Origin of the sequence: Streptomyces sp. NPDC048623, assembly GCF_040650755.1 — a bacterium.
In the GTDB taxonomy this organism is placed as follows: domain Bacteria; phylum Actinomycetota; class Actinomycetes; order Streptomycetales; family Streptomycetaceae; genus Streptomyces.
The window spans coordinates 1-18,858 of sequence record NZ_JBEZHV010000011.1 but is presented as its reverse complement, the minus strand read 5'-3'; the positions used below and the strand labels follow the sequence as shown (position 1 = coordinate 18,858).

17 protein-coding genes and 1 riboswitch are annotated in these 18,858 nt (G+C 73.4%); of the genes, 8 read left to right on the top strand and 9 right to left on the bottom strand.

Going from position 1 to position 18,858, the window contains the following annotated elements; translation table 11 throughout:
• Positions 1-27: 27 nt before the first annotated feature.
• Entirely contained in the window at positions 28-1,281 is a 1,254-nt protein-coding gene (locus AB0C73_RS17705; RefSeq protein WP_362530531.1) for a cytochrome P450, read from the bottom strand.
• A gap of 225 nt (positions 1,282-1,506) precedes the next feature.
• Between AB0C73_RS17705 and AB0C73_RS17700 the strand changes: the two genes are divergently transcribed.
• Entirely contained in the window at positions 1,507-2,685 is a 1,179-nt protein-coding gene (locus AB0C73_RS17700; protein ID WP_362530529.1) for a steroid 3-ketoacyl-CoA thiolase, read from the top strand.
• A 166-nt stretch (positions 2,686-2,851) separates the two neighbouring features.
• Here the strand turns inward: AB0C73_RS17700 and AB0C73_RS17695 are convergent, their stop codons facing one another.
• The 7 genes from AB0C73_RS17695 to AB0C73_RS17665 form a co-directional block, all read right to left on the bottom strand.
• Entirely contained in the window at positions 2,852-3,253 is a 402-nt protein-coding gene (locus tag AB0C73_RS17695) for a transglycosylase SLT domain-containing protein (protein WP_362530527.1), read from the bottom strand.
• Between the two features lie 324 nt (positions 3,254-3,577).
• Positions 3,578-4,549, bottom strand: coding sequence for an ECF transporter S component (locus AB0C73_RS17690; RefSeq protein WP_362530525.1), 972 nt, complete (start codon positions 4,547-4,549; stop codon positions 3,578-3,580).
• Positions 4,546-6,363 carry an ATP-binding cassette domain-containing protein gene (locus tag AB0C73_RS17685; RefSeq protein WP_362530522.1) on the bottom strand — a complete coding sequence of 606 codons (1,818 nt, stop codon included), beginning with the start codon at positions 6,361-6,363 and terminating at the stop codon, positions 4,546-4,548. Before AB0C73_RS17685 ends, AB0C73_RS17690 begins: the two co-directional genes overlap by 4 nt.
• Complete coding sequence (locus tag AB0C73_RS17680) at positions 6,360-7,496, bottom strand: energy-coupling factor transporter transmembrane component T (RefSeq protein ID WP_362530520.1); 1,137 nt, start codon at positions 7,494-7,496, stop codon at positions 6,360-6,362. The genes AB0C73_RS17685 and AB0C73_RS17680 overlap by 4 nt, the downstream gene beginning before the upstream one ends.
• A complete protein-coding gene (locus tag AB0C73_RS17675) occupies positions 7,493-8,140 on the bottom strand; it encodes an SCO2322 family protein (RefSeq protein ID WP_362530985.1) in 648 nt (215 codons plus the stop codon). Before AB0C73_RS17675 ends, AB0C73_RS17680 begins: the two co-directional genes overlap by 4 nt.
• A gap of 365 nt (positions 8,141-8,505) precedes the next feature.
• Positions 8,506-9,777, bottom strand: coding sequence for a prenyltransferase/squalene oxidase repeat-containing protein (locus tag AB0C73_RS17670; protein ID WP_362530517.1), 1,272 nt, complete (start codon positions 9,775-9,777; stop codon positions 8,506-8,508).
• A gap of 94 nt (positions 9,778-9,871) precedes the next feature.
• Positions 9,872-9,945, bottom strand: a riboswitch (cobalamin riboswitch).
• A 108-nt stretch (positions 9,946-10,053) separates the two neighbouring features.
• Complete coding sequence (locus AB0C73_RS17665) at positions 10,054-11,106, bottom strand: MBL fold metallo-hydrolase (RefSeq protein ID WP_362530514.1); 1,053 nt, start codon at positions 11,104-11,106, stop codon at positions 10,054-10,056.
• Between the two features lie 133 nt (positions 11,107-11,239).
• Between AB0C73_RS17665 and AB0C73_RS17660 the strand changes: the two genes are divergently transcribed.
• The 3 genes from AB0C73_RS17660 (at position 11,240) to AB0C73_RS17650 (ending at position 13,607) form a co-directional block, all read left to right on the top strand.
• Entirely contained in the window at positions 11,240-12,700 is a 1,461-nt protein-coding gene (locus tag AB0C73_RS17660) for an aldehyde dehydrogenase (protein ID WP_362530512.1), read from the top strand.
• Positions 12,700-12,933 (top strand): ferredoxin, encoded by a 234-nt coding sequence (locus AB0C73_RS17655; RefSeq protein WP_362530509.1) that lies wholly within the window; start codon positions 12,700-12,702, stop codon positions 12,931-12,933. Before AB0C73_RS17660 ends, AB0C73_RS17655 begins: the two co-directional genes overlap by 1 nt.
• 104 nt (positions 12,934-13,037) lie before the next feature.
• Positions 13,038-13,607: a hypothetical protein gene (locus tag AB0C73_RS17650; protein ID WP_362530507.1), complete on the top strand. Its 570-nt coding sequence runs from the start codon at positions 13,038-13,040 to the stop codon at positions 13,605-13,607.
• Between the two features lie 20 nt (positions 13,608-13,627).
• On the opposite strand, the gene AB0C73_RS17645 is transcribed toward AB0C73_RS17650, so the two are convergent.
• On the bottom strand, positions 13,628-14,293 hold the full coding sequence (locus AB0C73_RS17645) for a TetR family transcriptional regulator (protein ID WP_362530504.1): 666 nt from the start codon (positions 14,291-14,293) through the stop codon (positions 13,628-13,630).
• A gap of 218 nt (positions 14,294-14,511) precedes the next feature.
• Between AB0C73_RS17645 and AB0C73_RS17640 the strand changes: the two genes are divergently transcribed.
• From AB0C73_RS17640 to AB0C73_RS17625, 4 genes are all read left to right on the top strand, one after another.
• Positions 14,512-15,843, top strand: a complete 1,332-nt coding sequence (locus AB0C73_RS17640; protein WP_362530502.1) for a glycosyltransferase family 4 protein — start codon at positions 14,512-14,514, stop codon at positions 15,841-15,843.
• A 49-nt stretch (positions 15,844-15,892) separates the two neighbouring features.
• Positions 15,893-16,645, top strand: a complete 753-nt coding sequence (locus AB0C73_RS17635; protein ID WP_362530500.1) for a class I SAM-dependent methyltransferase — start codon at positions 15,893-15,895, stop codon at positions 16,643-16,645.
• Complete coding sequence (locus AB0C73_RS17630; RefSeq protein ID WP_362530498.1) at positions 16,642-17,718, top strand: prenyltransferase/squalene oxidase repeat-containing protein; 1,077 nt, start codon at positions 16,642-16,644, stop codon at positions 17,716-17,718. Before AB0C73_RS17635 ends, AB0C73_RS17630 begins: the two co-directional genes overlap by 4 nt.
• 130 nt (positions 17,719-17,848) lie before the next feature.
• Positions 17,849-18,763, top strand: coding sequence for a DUF2690 domain-containing protein (locus AB0C73_RS17625; protein WP_362530496.1), 915 nt, complete (start codon positions 17,849-17,851; stop codon positions 18,761-18,763).
• The last annotated feature ends 95 nt before the right edge of the window (positions 18,764-18,858 follow it).

Below are 18,858 nucleotides of genomic sequence, written 5' to 3'. Positions count from 1 at the left end.
CCTCCCTCCCGGGGCGGACCGACCTGATCAGCCCACCCGGACCTGGAGCTCCTTGATGCCGTTGAGCCAGGCGGCGCGCAGTCGGCGCGGGTCGCCCGCGAGGGTGAGGCCGGGCAGTTCGTCGGCGAGGGCGTCGAAGATCAGCTCGATCTCCTTGATGGCGAGGGACTTGCCGAGGCAGAAGTGGGGTCCGCCGCCGCCGAAGCCGAGGTGCGGGTTGGGATCGCGGGTGATGTCGAAGAGCTCGGGGTTCTCGAAGACCTCGGGGTCGTTGTTGGCGGAGGAGTAGAAGAGGCCGACGCGGTCGCCCTTCTTGATCTTCTGGCCGCCCAGCTCGGTGTCCTGGGTGGCGGTGCGCTGGAAGGAGACGACCGGGGTGGCCCAGCGGACGATCTCCTCGGCGGCGGTGGCGGGGCGCTCCCGCTTGTAGAGCTCCCACTGATCGGGGTGGGTGAGGAAGGCGTGCATGCCGTGGCTGATGGCGTTGCGAGTGGTCTCGTTGCCGGCGACGGCGAGCAGCAGCACGAAGAAGCCGAACTCGTCGGAGGAGAGGTTGCCCTGGCCCTCGGCGGCGACGAGCTGGGACACGATGTCCCTGGCCGGGCACTCCTTGCGGGCGGCGGCGAGGTTCATGGCGTAGCCGATGAGCTCCATGGCGGCCTCGACGCCGATCTCCTCGGTGATGGCGTACTCGGGGTCGTCGTACGCGACCATCTTGTTCGACCAGTCGAAGATCCGGGCCCGGTCCTCCTGCGGTACGCCGATGAGTTCGGCGATGGCCTGGAGCGGGAGTTCGACGGCGACGCGGGTGACGAAGTCGAAGACGCCGTCCGAACCGGACGCCAGCGCGGCCGTCCTGGCCGCGGTGACGATGGCGCGGGCCCGGTCGCGCAGGGCCGTCTCCAGGCTGCGGATGGCGCGCGGGGTGAAGCCGCGCTGGACGATCTGGCGGACCCGGCTGTGCTCGGGCGGGTCCATGTTGAGCATGATCAGCTTCTGGACCTCGATCTGGTCGCGGTCGATGTGCTCGTTGAAGCGGATGACCGCGGTGTTCTCGTTCGAGGAGAACAACTCCGGGTGCGTGGACACGTACTTGACGTCCGCGTGCCGGGTCACGGCCCAGTAGCCCTCGTCGGCGAAGCCGGTGACACCGGGCGGCTGGGCGCACCACCAGACGGGGGCGGTCTGCCGCAGCCGTGCGAACTCCGGGTGGGGGACGCGGGCTTGGAGCAGATCGGGGTCGGTGGCGTCGAACCCTTCGGAGAGATGGGGGCAGTGCATCGGCAACTCCATATCTGATGGACCATCAGAAGTTGCCCGGAAAGGTAGTAACGAGTTCTACAAGTAGCAAGGCGCGCGGCGGGAACTGTTGCGTCCCGGACCCTTGCGTACCGGCGGTAGCAGTCATAAGACTGCACTCAGAACTAGAACGCGTACTAGTTCTACGTGACGTCGACCGGCGAGGGTGCCGGGACACCCACCCGGGCGAGGAGAGGACGAGCTCACATGGCCGCGGAACCCGTCATCGTCGAAGCCGTACGCACCCCCATCGGCAGGCGCGGAGGCGCCCTCGCCAATCTGCACCCCGCCTACCTCCTCGGGGAGACCTACCGCGAGGTCCTCGGGCGCACCGGCATCCCCGCCGACTGCGTCGAGCAGATCGTCGGCGGCACCGTCACCCACGCCGGCGAACAGTCCATGAACCCGGCCCGCACCGCCTGGCTCACCATGGGCCTCCCGTACGAGACCGCCGCCACCACCGTCGACTGCCAGTGCGGCTCCTCCCAGCAGGCCAGCCACATGGTGGCCAACATGGTCGCGGCCGGTGTCATCGACATCGGCATCAGCTGCGGCGTCGAGGCGATGTCCCGCGTCCCGCTGGGCTCCGGCTCCAAGCACGGCCCCGGAAAGCCCTGGCCGGACGAGTGGAACGTCGACCTGCCCAACCAGTTCGAGGCCGCCGAGCGCATCGCCCGCCGCCGCGGCCTCACCCGCGAGCGCGTCGACTCGCTCGGCCTGCTCTCCCAGGAGCGCGCCGCCGTCGCCTGGGCCGAGGAGCGCTTCAAGCGGGAGACCTTCGCCGTCCAGGTCCCCACGACGGAGGAGGAGCAGCACGCCGGCCAGGGCATGTGGCGGCTCGTCGACCGCGACGAGGGGCTGCGCGACACCAGCATGGAGGTCCTCGGCGGGCTGAAGCCAGTCATGCCGACCGCCATCCACACGGCCGGGAACTCCTCCCAGATCTCCGACGGCGCCAGCGCGATCATGTGGGCGTCGAAGAGGATGGCCCGCGCGCTCAAGCTGCGCCCGCGGGCCCGTATCGTCGCCCAGGCCCTGGTCGGCGCGGACCCGCACTACCACCTCGACGGGCCGGTCGACGCGACCCGGGCGGTGCTCGGCAAGGCGGGGATGTCGCTCAAGGACATCGACCTGGTCGAGATCAACGAGGCCTTCGCGTCGGTGGTGCTCAGCTGGGCGCAGGAATTCGAGCGGGACTTGGACGGGCTTGCGAAGGTGAACGTCAATGGTGGGGCGATCGCGCTCGGGCACCCGGTGGGGGCGACCGGGGCGCGGCTCATCGCGACGGCGCTGCACGAGCTGGAGCGGACGGACAAGGAGTTCGCGCTGATCACGATGTGCGCGGGCGGGGCGCTGGCGACGGGCACGATCATCCAGCGCCTGTAGGGCACGGAAAAGCCGCGCGGGGTCGGGAAACGCCGCCCGGCCCCGGAAAAGCCGCCCGGCCCCGGAAACGCCGCAGGCCCCGGAAACGCCGCAGGCCCCGGTTCCTCCGCTGGGGAGGACGGGGCCTTGCTGCGTCGTGGCGTCGCGGCGCTACTGGGCGGTCGGCTTAGTACCAGCCGTGGGACTGCCAGAAGGCCCAGGCGCCGTTCGGGGAGCCGTAGCGCTCGTTCATGTAGTTCAGACCCCACTTGATCTGGGTGGCGGGGTTGGTCTTCCAGTCGGCACCGGCGGAGGACATCTTCGAGCCGGGCAGGGCCTGGACCAGGCCGTAGGCGCCGCTGGAGGAGTTGGTGGCGGAGGCGTTCCAGCCGGACTCGTGCTCGACGATCTTGCTGAAGGACGCGAACTGCGACGGCGGCACGATCTGTCGGGCGATCTCCTGCGGGGTGGCGGCCGAGGCCGAACCCGTGCTGCCGAGCACCGCACCCGAGGCGCCGAGGAGAAGGGCGGCGGAGACGGCGAAGGTCTTCTTGCGGGAGGCGGCGCGAGTGGCGATCGAGCGGAACAAAACGTCATACCTAACGTCGGGGGCAAAGGTCGCGCCAGGCGATTTCGGCATGCCGGAACCAGAGCCCGGAGAACCGGGAACTGGTGGGGATCCGGCCTGCCTGGTGGTCTGCCGTGGTGCTCTCGGCGAGAAGCCCTGAGCACCGGCTGCCTGGCGACGTCCACTACAGAAACAAATCCGGCGGGGCGGTGCAACGACCCCCGGTACGAGGAAGGTTCGGACCCGACGGGGGCGGACGGGGGTCGCGGGGCCGCGTGCGGGGTGCCCTGTTTCCGCAGGTCACGCCCCTCTATGGGGTGATTTGGGCGGCTCGTCCCGGCACTACTATTCCGCGTCGTACGTGACCTGGGTCCTATGAGGCGCCTCACCCCGGAGGGCCTCTCCGGGCCCCTCGAATGTGACCTGGGCCTCGAAGTTCGCCCGCCGGGTGGCCCGCCGGAGGGCTCGGAGGAGGGCGCCGCCGACCGTCATGGTGAGCACGACGGTGAGCAGGGCCCGGCCGAGGTCCCAGCCGAGGGAGGTGGTGAGGACGAAGGCGAGGAAGCGGACGAGGTTGGCGGAGGCCGGATCGCCGGGCACGAAGAAGATCCCGCCGTCGCCCCCGGCGCCTGTGGTGCCCGTGTTGCCGCCGCCGCTGACGGTGACCCATCCGTACAGGTTGGTCACCGTGCCGTACGCGAAGGCCGCGACGAAGCCGTACGCGGCGAGCAGCACCAGCTCGCGCCGGCCGCGCAGCCGGTCCGGGCCCGGCAGCAGGCCCGCGCCCATCGCGAACCACCCCATGGCCAGCATCTGCGTCGGCAGCCACGGCCCCACCCCGCCGGTGAGCAGCGCCGACGCGAACATCGTCACCGCGCCGAGCACGAACCCGAAGCCCGGCCCGAGGACCCGTCCGCTCAGCACCATCAGGAAGAACATCGGCTCCAGACCGGCCGTCCCCGCCCCGATCGGCCGCAGCGCCGCCCCCACGGCGGCCAGGACCCCCAGCATCGCCACCGCCTTCGCGTCCATGCCGCAGTCGGCGATGGTCGCCACGACGACGCCGATGAGCAGCGGCAGCATCAGGGCGAAGAACCAGGGGGCGTCGGCGGCGTGGTCGGTGAGCGCGGAGTCACGGTCGGCGAAGAGCGGCCAGCCGATGGCGACGAGCCCGACGAAGGAGACGAGCGCGAGGGCGGCGACGGACTTGGGGCCGAGCCGGACGGGACGAGCGGCGCGGGTGCGCGGACGCGTGGGCGTGGGCGTGTGCGTGTGCGTCTGGGCCTGTGTGTGCGTGTGCGTGTGCGGGGCGGTCATGAGCGGAGCGCCTTCTCGACCTGCTCGACCGTGAGCCACGGCTCGGGCGCGAGCACCTTCGCGACCTGCGGCGAGAACGCCGGCGACGACACCACGACCTCGGCCGTCGGCCCGTCCGCGACCACCTCGCCACCCGCCACGATCACCACCCGGTGCGCCAGCTCCGCCGCCAGCTCCACGTCATGCGTGGCGAGCACGATCGCATGCCCGTCGGCGGCGAGCGCCCGCAGCCGGCGTACGAGGCGCGCCTTCGCCGCGTAGTCCAGGCCCCGGGTCGGCTCGTCCAGGAGCAGCAGCGGAGGCCTCGCGGTCAGGACCACGGCCAGCGCGAGCGCCAGCCGCTGCCCCTCGGACAGATCCCGGGGATGCGTGTCGTCCGCGACCCCCGGCACCAGCTCGGACACCAGCTCCCGGCAGCTCCCGGGCGCGGCCCCCGCGTCCGCGTCCGCGGCCTCGCACTCCGCGGCGACGGTGTCCGCGTAGAGGAGATCCCGCGGCTCCTGCGGTACGAGCCCGACGTGGCGGATCAGCCGGCGCGGGTCGGTGGCGTGCGGGGTCAGCCCCGCGACCCGCACGGTCCCGGAGACGGGCGTGACCGTCCCCACGAGCGTCCCGAGCAGCGTCGACTTCCCGGCCCCGTTGCGCCCCATGAGCGCGACGGTCTCGCCGGCGGCGACCTGGAGGGTGACCTGGCGGAGTGCCTCGATGCGGGCGCGGCGGACGGCGAGACGGTGGATGTCGACGAGGGGGCGGGCGGGCTCGGCGGGGGCGGGTGCGGTGCGGCGCCGTCCGAAGAGGGGAAGTCCCCCACCCCGCCCCTTTACGGCCTGCGGCCGCTGGAAATCCAGCCCCGCCGGCGATTGAGGCGCGGGGGTCCGGGGGCGGAGCCCCCGGTTTCGGGAAGGGGCGGGGTGGGGGAGAAGGCCCGCCGCAGGCGCACCCGCACCCGCAGGCGCACCGGCACCCGCCACCGCACCCGGCACCGCCACCGCACCCGGCACCGGCACCCGCCCCGCAAGCGCCCGCTTCAGCGGCCCCGCCGCCCTCCGCGCGTCCCGCACCGTCAGCGGCAGCGGGGACCAGCCCGCGACCCTGCCGAGCGCGACGACCGGCGGGTGGATGGCGGAGACCGCCATCATCTCGGCGGGCGGGCCCATGACGGCCTCCGGCAGGAGCAGCACGCGGTCCGCGTACTGGACCACCCGCTCCAGGCGGTGCTCCGCCATGAGGACCGTCGTGCCCAGGTCGTGGACCAGGCGCTGGAGCACCGCCAGGACGTCCTCCGCCGCCGAGGGGTCGAGGGCCGAGGTCGGTTCGTCGAGGACGAGGACCTTGGGATGCGGGGTCAGGACGGAGCCGATCGCGACGCGCTGCTGCTGGCCGCCGGACAGGGTGGCGATCGGCCGGTCGCGAAGGTCCGCGAGGCCCAGCAGATCCAGGGTCTCCTCGACCCGGCGCCGCATCACGGCGGGCGCCAGGCCCAGGGACTCCATGCCGTACGCCAGCTCGTCCTCGACCGTGTCGGTGACGAAGTGCGCGAGCGGGTCCTGGCCGACCGTGCCCACCACGTCCGCGAGCTCGCGCGGCGGATGCGTCCGGGTGTCGCGCCCGTCGACCGTCACGCGCCCCCGCAGCGTGCCGCCCGTGAAGTGCGGGACGAGGCCGGACACCGCGCCGAGCAGGGTCGACTTGCCGACGCCCGAGGGGCCGACGAGCAGCACCAGCTCGCCCTCGGGCACGGTCAGGTCCACGTTCTTCAGGGTGGGCTCGGACTCGCCGTCGTACGTCACCGAGACGTTCTCGAAGCGGATCATGGACGGACAGCCTCCTCCGGCACCGGGGCCACGAACGCGGGCAGCAGGCCCACGAGGACGGACAGCGCCGGCCACACCGGCAGCTCGGGCGACTCCAGCGGTACGACCCCGGGGCGCATCGCCCCCGGCACCGCCGCGCCCGTCCAGATCACGAGCGCCGCCACCGCGATGCCCGAGCCCGCGACCAGCCACGCCCGCACCCCCCACCGGTCCGGCCGGTAGCGGGTCCGTACCGTCCGCCGCCCGCCGAGCCGCAGCCCCGCGACCGCCGCGACCAGGCCCGCCACGAGCAGCGGAAGCCCGTAGCCCGCGCCCTGCGAAGCGAGCAGGCCGTACGAGCCCACGCACACCCCGAGCAGCCCGCCCAGGGTCAGCACATTGGTCGTGCGCCGTACCGACGGCGGCACCTGCGCCGTGCGCCCGTACCCCCGCGCGTCCATCGACGCCGCCACCGCCACCGAGCGCTCAAGGGCGCCTTCGAGCACCGGCAGGCCGATCTGGAGCAGCGCCCGCACCCCGCCGGTGGGCCGCCCGCGCAGTCGGCGCGCGGTGCGCAGCCGGACCACGTCCGCGACCAGGTTCGGTGCGAAGGTCATCGCGACGACCACGGCGACCCCCACCTCGTACAGCGCGCCCGGCAGCGACTTCAGCAGCCGCGACGGGTTCGCGAGCGCGTTCGCCGCGCCCACGCAGATCAGCAGGGCCGCCAGCTTCAGCCCGTCGTACAGCGCGAAGAGCAGCTGCTCGGCGGTCACCCGGCCGCCGATCCGGATGCCCTGCGCCCAGTCCGGCAGCGGTACCTCGGGCAGCGTGAACAGTTCGTGCGCGCCGGGGATCGGCGATCCGAGGAGAAGGGAGAAGAGGACCCGGATGCCCACGACCGCCAGTCCCAGCTTCACGAACGCGCCGTACGAGCGGGCCCACGGCGCGTCGGTACGGCGCGCGGCCACCACGTAACCCGCGCCGCCCACGACCAGCCCGAGCAGTAGCGGATTGGTGGTGCGGGAGGCGGCCACGGCGAGCCCGAGCGCCCAGAGCCACCAAGCGCCGGGGTGCAGCGCGTTCGCGCGGCTCGCCCTCGGCGCGCGCAGCCGCGCGACGAGGCCGGGGCCTGTGGATCCCGCCGGGGTCATCCGCGACGGCGGCGGGCCTGCACGACGCCCGCCGTGCCGAGCAGCAGCACCGCGGCGCCGCCCACGACGAGACCCACGGACGGTCCGCCGGAGCCGGAGCCGGAGCCGGAGCCGGAAGCCGCCTTGCCGGAAGTGGCGGTGGCGGTAGCGGTGGTGGTCGGCTTCTCCTCCGGGAGGGCGACCTGCTCGCCGCAGCCCTGCTCCGGGTAGCCGGCGATCCCGCACAGGAGTGCGTTGCTGTCGTAGCGCAGCGGCTTGGCGACGGCCGCGAGGGCCTCCGCCGCGGTCGCGTCCTCCCGTATCTGCGGGCAGCCGGTGCGCAGCGCCGGGGCGGGCGGCCGCTCGCCGGGCGGGGCGTCCTCGGCGCCGCCGAAGTCGATGACGACGGCGACCCGCTTCGTACCGGCCTTCGGCTCGACACCCGAGCAGATCCGGGCGAAGTCGGGGGCGGTGGAGGGGCGGGTCGCGTCGGCCGCGTCACGGCTGACCGCGAAGCGGAAGCCGACCGCGTCGCCGTCGGCGGGCCGGGCGGTCGCCGGGCCCTGCGTGGCGTACGACCAGCTCGCGCCCCGGTTCTCCCAGAAGGACCAGTAGCGGTAGCCGGACGGGGCGGCCTGGGCGGGCGCGGCGACGGCGAAGGCCACGAGCGCGGCGCCGAGGCCGACGGCGAGCCCCGTGCCGAGGCGCGCGCGGCCAAAGCGCGCGCCGAGCCGGGTCCAGCCGCCGGTCTCGGCCCCGCTCCCGGTCTCGGTCCCGTTCCGGTTCCCGGTCCCGTTCCGGTTCCCGGTCTCGTTCCCGGTCTTGGCTCCGGCCCCGGTTCCGGTCCCGTTCTGGTTCCCGTTCCCGGTCCGGTTCCCGGTCCCGGCCCCGGCCTCGGTCCCGGTTCCGGCCTCGGCCCCGTTCCCGGCCTCGGCCCCGGTCCCGGCCCCGGCATCGTCGGCCGTCCGCGCGCGCCCGGTCGTCACCTGCCCGGCCCGCACGTGCCCCGCCGCCCCCGCCACTCCCGCCCTCACTTCTTGTTGCGGCCGCTGAGCAGGAAGCCGATGCCCACGCCGACCACCATGCCGATGCCGATGATCCACCACAGGTCGAAGCCGCCCTCGTCGTCGCCCGCGCCCGCGGACGCCTGCGAGTTGTCGGGCGCCTTCGGCGCGGGGCCGGTGGCGTTCAGCTGCTCCAGGAGGTCGGTGCTGCCGAAGCTGCGCGGGTCGGTGTCCATCGCGTGCGCGGCGAAGACGAGCTGGGCGTAGGCGGCCGGGCCGGAGGTCTTGGCCCAGTCCGCGGCGTTCTTCTCCAGCCAGGCGAGGGAGCCGGTGGCCTGCTGCTTCGCCCCGGCGGCGGCGAGCGCGACGACCGCGTCGGCGGTGTTGCCGTAGTCGGGGAGCTCGGCGGCGCCGGTGGCGGCGCCCGGCATCGGCGGCGTGACGAGGTGCCCGCTCTTGGCGAGCTGCCCGGCGAGGTAGGAAGCGCCGTTCAGGGCGGCCCGCTCGGGGGTCGGCTTCGGCAGATCGGTGCAGGTCGCCGGCTGCTCGGGCTGGGCGCCGCGGGCGGTGATGCCCTTGCCGAGGCCGGCCAGGGTGGCGGCGGCCGTGGCGTCGGCGTTGGCGAGGAGCTTGCCGGTCTTGTCGGGCTGGTAGGCGAAGGCTCCCGCGCCGCCGTCCTTGACCGCGTCGCCCGCGCACGGCAGGGCGAAGGTGAGGAGCGCGTCGTACGGGGTCTTCCCGTCGGCGGACTTCGTCGCGCCGGGCGGGACGCCGATGGCGGCGAAGGAGCCGATGACGATGGAGGTGGAGTTGGCGTCGCTGGGGCCGCCGGGGGTGAAGCTCCAGCCGCCGTCCTTGTTCTGGACGCTCTTGAGCCACTCGACGCCCGCCTTGGCCGCCTTCTCGGCCTTCGCCGGGTCGGCGGACTGGCGCTTGACCGCGTCGAGCGCCTGGACGGCGACGGCGGTGGCGTTGCTGTCGAGCATCGTCTTGGCGTCGCAGGCCTTGGCGGGCTCGGGGCGGTACGAGGCGAAGGCGCCGTTCACGCACTGCTGGCCGAGCAGCCAGTCGACGGCCTGGTCGGCGGGCTGGATGCCGGAGCCGCGCTGGGCGAGGAAGGCCAGCGACTGGCGCCAGACGCCGTCGTAGGTGGGGTCGGTCGTGCCGTAGAGCCCGGCCGGGATCTTGGCGGGGGAGGGGGTCGGAGAGGGCGCGGCGACGGCCACTCCGGCGGCGGCGGTGGTGCTGAGCACGGCACCGGCCGCGAGTGCGGCGGCCGCGCGGCGAACGCTGATCATGGGTCCCTCTCCTGCGGGCACCGGACACCGGCACCCGGGGGGCCAGCCTCCGGCGCCGTATTCCTCGACGGTGCCGGTGCTCACGTCCCGTACCGGGCATTCCGACTCGCCACCTCGGTGCGGTGGCTCACGGCTGCGGGTCAGTGCCGGACTTTCACCGGCTTCCCCCAGTACGGGCATGACGACGCCCGCCACTGTACCGGCCGGGCCCTCGCGGCTCTCGGAGCCGTACGTCACACCGGCGGCCGCACCGGGCACCGCCTGCCCGGTGTGACGTCACACTGCCACGTACTCCACCGGGTCCGTCCCCGCGACCGCCTCCGCCCGGCCCAGCTTCACCAGGCGCCGGACGTGCGCCTCGGCCTCGCTGACGGCGATGTTGCGGGAGCCGTGCGGGATGCGGTCCCAGGGGCGGTTCCACTCCATGCGCTCGGCGAGCTGCCAGGGGGTGAGGGGGGTGGCGAGGAGGGCGAGCAGGCCGGTGAGGCGCTCCTCGTGGTGGGCGAGGAGCTCGCGGACCCGGCCGGCGGCGTCGGCGAAGGCGTGCTGGTGGGCGGGGAGGACCTCGGCGACGCCGAGGCGGCCGATGCGTTCGAGGGAGTCGAGGTAGTCGCCGAGGGGGTCGGTCACCGTGGCGTCGTCGGGGTCCTCGTACAGGCCGATGTGCGGGCTGATCCCGGGCAGGAGGTGGTCGCCGGAGAAGAGGCGGCCGTGGCCGGGCAGGCCGGCGGGGTGCTCCTCCTCCAGGTGGAGGCAGACATGGCCGGGGGTGTGGCCGGGCGTCCACACGGCGCGCAGCCGGCGGCCGGCCAGGTCGAGGAGCTCGCCGGGCACGATCTCCCGGTCGGGCAGCGCGGAGCGCAGCCCGGGCAGGGTGCGCATCCGCCCGCCGGCGGCGCGGGCGGCGCGCAGCGGTGCGAGTTGCTCCTCGGGGGCGCCGACGGCGGCGAGCTTGCGGGCCAGGTAGTCGAGCCAGGTGCCGGGCGCGGACTCGCGGGTGCGGCGGACCACGGCGATGTCGGCGGCGTGCATGGCGATCCAGGCCCCGGACGCCTCGCGCACCCTGCCGGACAGGCCGTGGTGGTCGGGGTGGTGGTGGGTGACGACCACGCCGTGCACGTCGGCGGGGGAGAGCCCGAGGGCCGCAAGACCGGCGGTGAGCTCGGCCCAGGACCCGGGATCGTCCCACCCGGTGTCGACGAGCACGGGCCCGCGGTCGGTGTCGAGGACATGCACGAGGGTGTGTCCGAGCGGATTGTCGGGAATCGGCACCCGCAACGACCAGACGCCACCGCCGTGTTCCGTCACCTGCTCGCCGGACTCGGTCATGGGGCCTCATCTCTCGTCGCCGTCTGGTCAAGCATAACTAGAACTGGTATCAGTTCTGAGACACCGTCAGAAAACGTCGGAGACGTCGCCACGTGTCGCGCGGCGGCACGCCGGTCCCGGGAGGCAGTCGGGCATGACCGAGCTTGTGGAGCACGGAAAACTGTTCATCGGCGGCGAGTTGACCGACCCGCTCGGCAGCGACGTCATCGAGGTGATCTCCCCGCACACCGAGGAGGTCATCGGACGCGTCCCGCACGCCTCCGCGGCCGACGTCGACCGCGCCGTCGCCGCCGCGCGGCGGGCCTTCGACGAGGGGCCGTGGCCGCGTACGACCCTGGAGGAGCGGATCGAGGTCGTCTCGCGGATCAAGGACGCGATCCTCGTACGGCACGAGGAGATCGCCCGCTCGATCAGCTCGCAGAACGGCTCGCCCTACTCCTGGTCCGTCCTCGCGCAGGCGCTCGGCGCCATGATGGTGTGGGACTCGGCGATCAACGTCGCCCGCTCGTACGCGTACGAGGAGCGCCGCACCGGTGTCCTCGGGCCGCTGCTCGTGCGGCGCGAGCCGGTCGGGGTGGTCGCGGCCGTCGTGCCGTGGAACGTGCCGCAGTTCACCGCCGCCGCCAAGCTCGGGCCCGCGCTGCTCGCCGGCTGCACGGTGATCCTCAAGCCCTCGCCGGAGTCGCCGCTCGACTCGTACATCCTCGGCGAGATCGCGGCGGAGGCCGGGCTGCCGGAGGGGGTGCTCAGCATCCTCCCCGCCGACCGCGAGGTCAGTGAGTACCTGGTCGGGCACCCCGGCGTCGACAAGGTCTCCTTCACCGGCTCCGTCGCCGCCGGCAAGCGCGTGATGGAGGTCGCCGCCCGCAACCTCACCCGGGTCACCCTCGAACTCGGCGGCAAGTCCGCCGCCGTGATCCTGCCGGACGCCGACCTCGACACGGCCGTCGCCGGGATCGTGCCGGCCGCGTGGATGAACAACGGGCAGGCGTGCGTCGCCCAGACCCGCATCCTCGCCCCGCGCTCCCGTTACGAGGAGATCGCCGAGGCCTTCGCCGCCGCGGCCGGCGCGCTCGTGGTCGGCGACCCGCTCGACCCGGCCACCCAGGTCGGCCCGCTCGTCGCCCGGCGCCAGCAGCGGCGCTCGCTCGACTACATCGGCATCGGCCAGGCCGAGGGCGCCAAGGTGCTCGCCGGCGGCGGCCGTCCGGCGGGCCTGGAGCGCGGCTGGTACGTCGAGCCGACCCTCTTCGGCGGCGTCGACAACTCGATGCGGATCGCCCGCGAGGAGATCTTCGGGCCGGTCATCTGCCTTCTGCCGTACGGGGACGAGGCCGAGGCGCTGCGGATCGCGAACGACTCCGACTACGGCCTGTCCGGCAGCGTCTGGACCGGCGACGTCGAGCGCGGCATCGGCTTCGCGCGCGAGGTCCGCACCGGCACCTTCAACGTCAACACCTTCAGCCTCGACATGCTCGGCCCCTTCGGCGGCTACAAGAACAGCGGCGTGGGACGGGAGTTCGGCCCCGAGGGCCTGTCCGCGTACCTGGAGCACAAGATGATCCACCTGCCGGCCGGGTACGGGGAGGCGTGATGGGCGACCGCTGGCACGTCGAGGTCGACCGCGCCGTCTGCATCGGCTCCGGCATGTGCGTCAACCACGCCCCGGACGGCTTCCGTCTCGACACCGCCCGCCAGTCCCACCCGCGCGAGCCGGAGTCGGACGCGAACGAGCGGGTGCTCGCGGCGGCCGAGGGCTGCCCGGTGGAGGCGATCACGATCACCCTCGCGGACGGCGGCGAGCCGGTGTTCCCGCCCGAGGAGTAGGGCCGGAGGAGGCCGGAGGACTGGTTCCCGTATGCAAAACTACTCCCTTGGTCACGGGGGCAAGGGGCCTTCGTGCGCACGTATTTGGGAGAGTTGTGCGCAAGGTGAGCGAAGCGAGATGGGGGTACCCCCAGGCGAAGCTCTGGGGGCGGGTGGCGGCGGCCGCCGGTGTGGTGCTGCTGGTCGCGGGCTGCGGGAGCAACGGCGGGTCGGACAAGGGTGGTTCGGGCGGCTCGTCGTCCTCGGCGGGCTCGGCGTCCGCCGGGGCGGCCGGTGGGTCGGGCTCGGACGGCGGCGAGGAGCTGTCGGCGGACGACGTCAAGCAGGAGATCGAGACCGCCGCGACCGGCGCCGGCTTCCAGCAGGACACCACCGGCGACCCGGTCCCGGCCGGTGCCGAGAAGTGCATGGTCATGTGGAACGCCGACGGCAAGAAGGCCGCCGACCCGGCGAAGTCCTACGCGGAGACGGTCGCCGCCCTCGGCAAGGAGGGCTGGACGACCGGCAAGAGCTTCGAGCAGGCCGGCACCACCATCAAGAGCCTCAACAAGGGGACCTGGCTGATGAAGGCGCACAACATGGGCACGCTCAAGCTGGTCATGTTCGTCGCCACCGACGCCAAGCCCTCCTGCGCGGAGGCGCTCAAGGCCGCCGGTCCGGCGAAGACCTCCTGACGCGACTCGGCGGTACGGCCTCAGCCGCGCCCGCGCCCCCTCACGGGCACGGGCGCGGCCCCGGCGCTCGCCCCCGTACCGGCGTCGCCCGGCGCCGTCAGGTCGATCAGCCGGCAGACCGTCTCGATGTCGATCTTCACCTGTGCGATCGACGCCCGCCCCGAGAGCCACGTGATCAGCGCCGAGTGCCAGGTGTGCTCGATCACCCGCACCGCCGACAGCTGCTCGGGCGTCGGGTGCTCGGCGCCCATCGCGTCCAGGATGATCGCCGTCGTCAGCCGCGACACCGTGTCCACCTCGGGACTCACGCTCCGGTCCGCGAAGGTCAGCGCCCGCACCATCGCGTCCGCGAGCTGCGGCTCGCGCTGCAGCGCCCGGAAGGCCCGCATCAGCGTCTCGGCCACCCGCTCCGCCGGGTCGTCGCCGGCCGGCGGGCGCTTGCGCAGCGTCGTGTGCATGTGCTGGAGCTGGTCCTGCATGGTGGCGACCAGGAGATGGATCTTGGACGGGAAGTAGCGGTAGAGCGTGCCGAGCGCGACCCCGGCCGCCTCGGCGACCTCCCGCATCTGCACGGCGTCGAAGCCGCCCCGCCCGGCCAGCTGCGCACTGGCACTCAGGATGCGCCGTCGGCGGGCCTCCTGGCGTTCGGTCAGGGGCGGCGACGCAGGTCTGTCTTCCACGCTCATGAGGTCCCGTTCCGTGCGGCTTCCGTTCGGTGGGGGAGCGACAGTATGGCCGTGCGGCCGCCGTGGCGCGAATCACCTGTTCCGGATCTCACGGCGGAGCTACCTGCCGGTAGATTCTGTGCTCCTCGAAGGATCGATCACGATCAAGTCTGTAACTTGTTCTAGATTAGCGCGGGCGGTTACGCTCCCGCGAAAAGCACGCTCGAAGGGGGTCCCAGTTGACCGCGGAGGCCATAGAGGCAAGCCCCCGACAGGGTGCCGGCCCGGGCGGTGACCGTCCGTTGCGGATCGCTCTCCTCACGTACAAGGGGAATCCGTTCTGCGGTGGCCAGGGCGTCTACGTCCGCCACCTCTCCCGCGAGCTCGCCCGCCTCGGCCACAGCGTGGAGGTCATCGGCTCCCAGCCGTACCCCACCCTGGACGAGGGCGTCCCGCTCACCGAGATCGCCAGCCTCGACCTCTACCGCCAGCCCGACCCCTTCCGCACGCCGAAGCGCGAGGAGTACCGGGACTGGATCGACGCCGTCGAGGTCGGCACCATGTGGACCGGCGGCTTCCCCGAGCCGCTCACCTTCTCGCTGCGCGCCCGGCGCATGCTCGCCGCCCGCCGCGGCGCCTTCGACGTCGTCCACGACAACCAGACCCTCGGGTACGGACTCCTCGGCGGCCCCCGCGCCCTCGGCGCCCCCCTCGTCACCACGATCCACCACCCCATCACCGTCGACCGGCAGCTCGAACTCGACGCCGCCACCGACTGGAAGCGCCGCGCCTCCGTCCGCCGCTGGTACGCCTTCACCCGCATGCAGAAGCGCGTCGCCCGCCGGCTGCCGTCCGTCCTCACCGTCTCCGGCACCTCGCGCCAGGAGATCGTCGAACACCTCGGCGTACGGGAGGACCGCATCCGGGTCGTGCACATCGGCGCCGACACCGGCCTGTGGTCCCCGGACCCCTCCGTCGCCGAGGTCCCCGGCCGGATCGTCACCACCTCCAGCGCCGACGTCCCCCTCAAGGGCCTGGTCTACCTGATCGAGGCGCTCGCCAAGCTGCGCACCGAGCAGCCCGACGCGCACCTGGTCGTCGTCGGCAAGCGCGCCGAGGACGGGCCGGTCGCCCAGGCCATCGAGCGGTACGGGCTCGACGGCGCCGTCCGCTTCGTCAAGGGCATCAGCGACGCCGAGCTCGTCGACCTCTACCGGTCGGCCCAGGTCGCCTGCGTCCCCTCCCTCTACGAGGGCTTCTCTCTGCCCGCCGCCGAGGGCATGGCCACCGGCACCCCGCTCGTCGCCACCACCGGCGGCGCGATCCCCGAGGTCGCGGGCCCCGACGGCGAGACCTGCCTCGCCGTGCCGACGGGCGACGCGGGGGCGCTGGCCGCTGGGCTCGGACGGGTTCTCGGCGACGCGGACCTGCGGGCGCGGCTCGGCCGGGCCGGCCGGGAGCGGGTCCTCGCCAACTTCACCTGGGCCCGCGCGGCCCAGGGCACCGCCGAGCTGTACCGCGAAGCCATTGCCGCAGCGCCCCGCGGCCGCGCCGCGGCCACCCGCTCCTGAACGATCGTGCCCCCCACGCCCCCGTAGCAGCCCCCGAAAGGCAGACCCCGTGCTGACCGTCGACTTCACCCGCTTCCCGCTCGCCCCCGGCGACCGCGTGCTCGACCTGGGCTGCGGCGGGGGCCGGCACGCCTTCGAGGCCTACCGGCGCGGCGCCCAGGTCGTCGCCCTCGACCAGAACGGCGAGGAGATCCGCGAGGTCGCCAAGTGGTTCGCCGCCATGAAGGAGGCCGGCGAGGCCCCGGCCGGGGCGTCCGCGACCGCCATGGAGGGCGACGCGCTCAACCTGCCCTTCCCCGACGAGTCCTTCGACGTCGTCATCATCTCCGAGGTCATGGAGCACATCCCGGACGACAAGGGCGTGCTCGCCGAGATGGTCCGGGTCCTCAGGCCGGGCGGCCGGATCGCGATCACCGTCCCGCGCTACGGCCCGGAGAAGGTCTGCTGGGCGCTCTCCGACGCGTACCACGAGGTCGAGGGCGGCCACATCCGCATCTACAAGGCGGACGAGCTGCTCGCCAAGATGCGCCAGGCCAGCCTCAGGCCGTACGGCACCCACCACGCCCACGCGCTGCACGCGCCGTACTGGTGGCTCAAGTGCGCCTTCGGCGTCGACAACGAGAAGGCGCTGCCGGTCCGCGCGTACCACAAGCTCCTGGTCTGGGACATCATGAAGAAGCCCGCCGTGACCCGGGTCGCCGAGCAGCTGCTCAACCCGGTCGTCGGCAAGAGCTTCGTGGCCTACGCGACCAAGCCGCACCTCCCCGTGGACGCCGCGAAGGCAGAGGCCGGCGCCAAGTGACCTCTCCCGAGCGGATCGCGGAGCACCTGGTGCTCCCCGGTGTCCTCAGCGCCGAGCAGGCCGCCGAGACCGTGGCCGGCATCCTCGCCACGCAGCGCGAGGACGGCGCCATACCGTGGTTCCGCGGGCACCACCTCGACCCGTGGGACCACACCGAGGCCGCCATGGCCCTGGACACCGCCGGGGAGCACGCCGCCGCGCGCCGGGCGTACGAGTGGCTGGCCCGGCACCAGAACCCGGACGGCTCCTGGTACGCGGCCTACCGGGACGGCGACCCGGACGACGTCACCGACCGCGGCCGCGAGTCCAACTTCGTCGCGTACATCGCCGTCGGCGTCTGGCACCACTATCTGTCGACCGGCGACGACGCCTTCCTCGACCGCATGTGGCCGGTCGTGTACGCCGCCGTCGAGTTCGTCCTCGGGCTCCAGCAGCCCGGCGGGCAGATCGGATGGAAGCGCGAGGACGACGGCACGCCGGTCGACGACGCGCTGCTCACCGGCAGTTCGTCGATCCACCAGGCACTGCGCTGCGCCCTCGCCATCGCCGAGGAGCGCGAGGAGCCGCAGCCCGACTGGGAGTTGGCGGCGGGCGCGCTCGGCCACGCGATCCGCAGCCACCCGGAACGCTTCCTCGACAAGTCCCGCTATTCGATGGACTGGTACTACCCGGTGCTCGGCGGCGCGGTCACCGGCGCGGCGGCGAAGACCCGTATCGACGAGAAGTGGGACGAATTCGTCGTGCCCGGTCTCGGCGTGCGCTGCGTACTGCCCAACCCCTGGGTCACGGGCGGCGAGAGCTGCGAACTCGCCCTCACCCTCTGGGCGATGGGCGAATCCGACCGGGCGCTGGAGATCCTCACCTCCATCGGGCACCTGCGGGCGGGGAACGGCAACTACTGGACGGGTTACGTCTTCGAGGGCAACCGTGCGGTCTGGCCGGAGGAGCAGACCACCTGGACCGCCGGTTCGCTGCTGCTCGCGGTGGCGGCGCTCGGCGGCGAGGAGGCGACGGTCGCGGTCTTCGGCGGCGAGCGGCTGCCCCGGGGCCTGGAACCGGACTGCTGCGCCTGATCGTCCGCCCGCTCGCCCGTTCGCCCGTTCGACTCATGCGCGATGCATGTAAAAGCGGGCTCCGGGGCCGCTCTAGGATGTGCGTGCCCATGACTGGCATGGGCATGCACAACAGGGAGAACCGGGCACGATGGACGGTGCGGGGTCGGACAGAGACCTTGACCTTGCGGGGGAACTGCTCGCGCTGAAGAAGGCGTCGGGATCGAGCTTCGCCCAGCTCAGCGAGAAGACCCACTACGCGAAGTCCTCGTGGGAGCGCTGGGTCAACGGCAAGCAGTTCCCGCCCCGCGACGCCGTCGAGAGCCTCGCGAGGCTCTGCGACACCGACCCGGGGCCGCTGCTCGCCCTCTGGGACGCGGAGGACGCCCGCCGCACCGCCCCGGCCGAGCCCGGGGAGCCGAGCGAGCCCAAGGAGCTCAGGGAGCCCGAGGCGGCCGTCGAGCCCGGGCCCGAGCCTGAGTCCGAGTCCGGTCCTGAGGCCGGGCCCGAGGCCGAGCCCGAGTCCGGCTCCGCCCGCCGCGGCGGCCGCGCCCTCTGGGTCTCGCTCGTCCTCGCCGTCCTCCTGGTGGCCGGCGCGGGCGCGTACGCCGTCGCCGCCTTCTCCGGCGACGACGAGCCGTCGGCCCCGAAGCCGACCCAGGCCGTGAAGGTCGCGGGCCCGGCGACCGGCTGCACCCTCGCGGCCTGCGAGGGCCGCGACCCGAAGAAGATGAACTGCGGCGCCGACGCGGTCACCGTCCGCACCGGCTCCATCCCCAAGGACCTGGTCATCGAGCTGCGCTACAGCCGCGCCTGCAAGGCCGCCTGGGGCCGGATCTCCTACGCCGAGGTCGGCGCCACCGTCGTCGTCAACAACTCCGACGGCGCCGCCCAGGCGGACGTCGTCCACTACGACCGCGACGTCTACACCCCGCTGATCGCGGCCCCGGACAACGGTGCGGTCTTCGCCTGCGCCGCCCTCCCGAAGAAGAAGGGCGCCGAGGACAACGCGCCCACCTGCACGGGCCGTTTCATCCCGAGCCAGGAGCAGGCGCAGCAGCCGTAAGAGCGGCAGCGAGCACCTCTCCGGTGGCGACGGGGCCCGGCACACCCCCCTGGGGGCGGGGCCCCGCGGGCCCGCGGTGGGGGCGGGGCGGACGT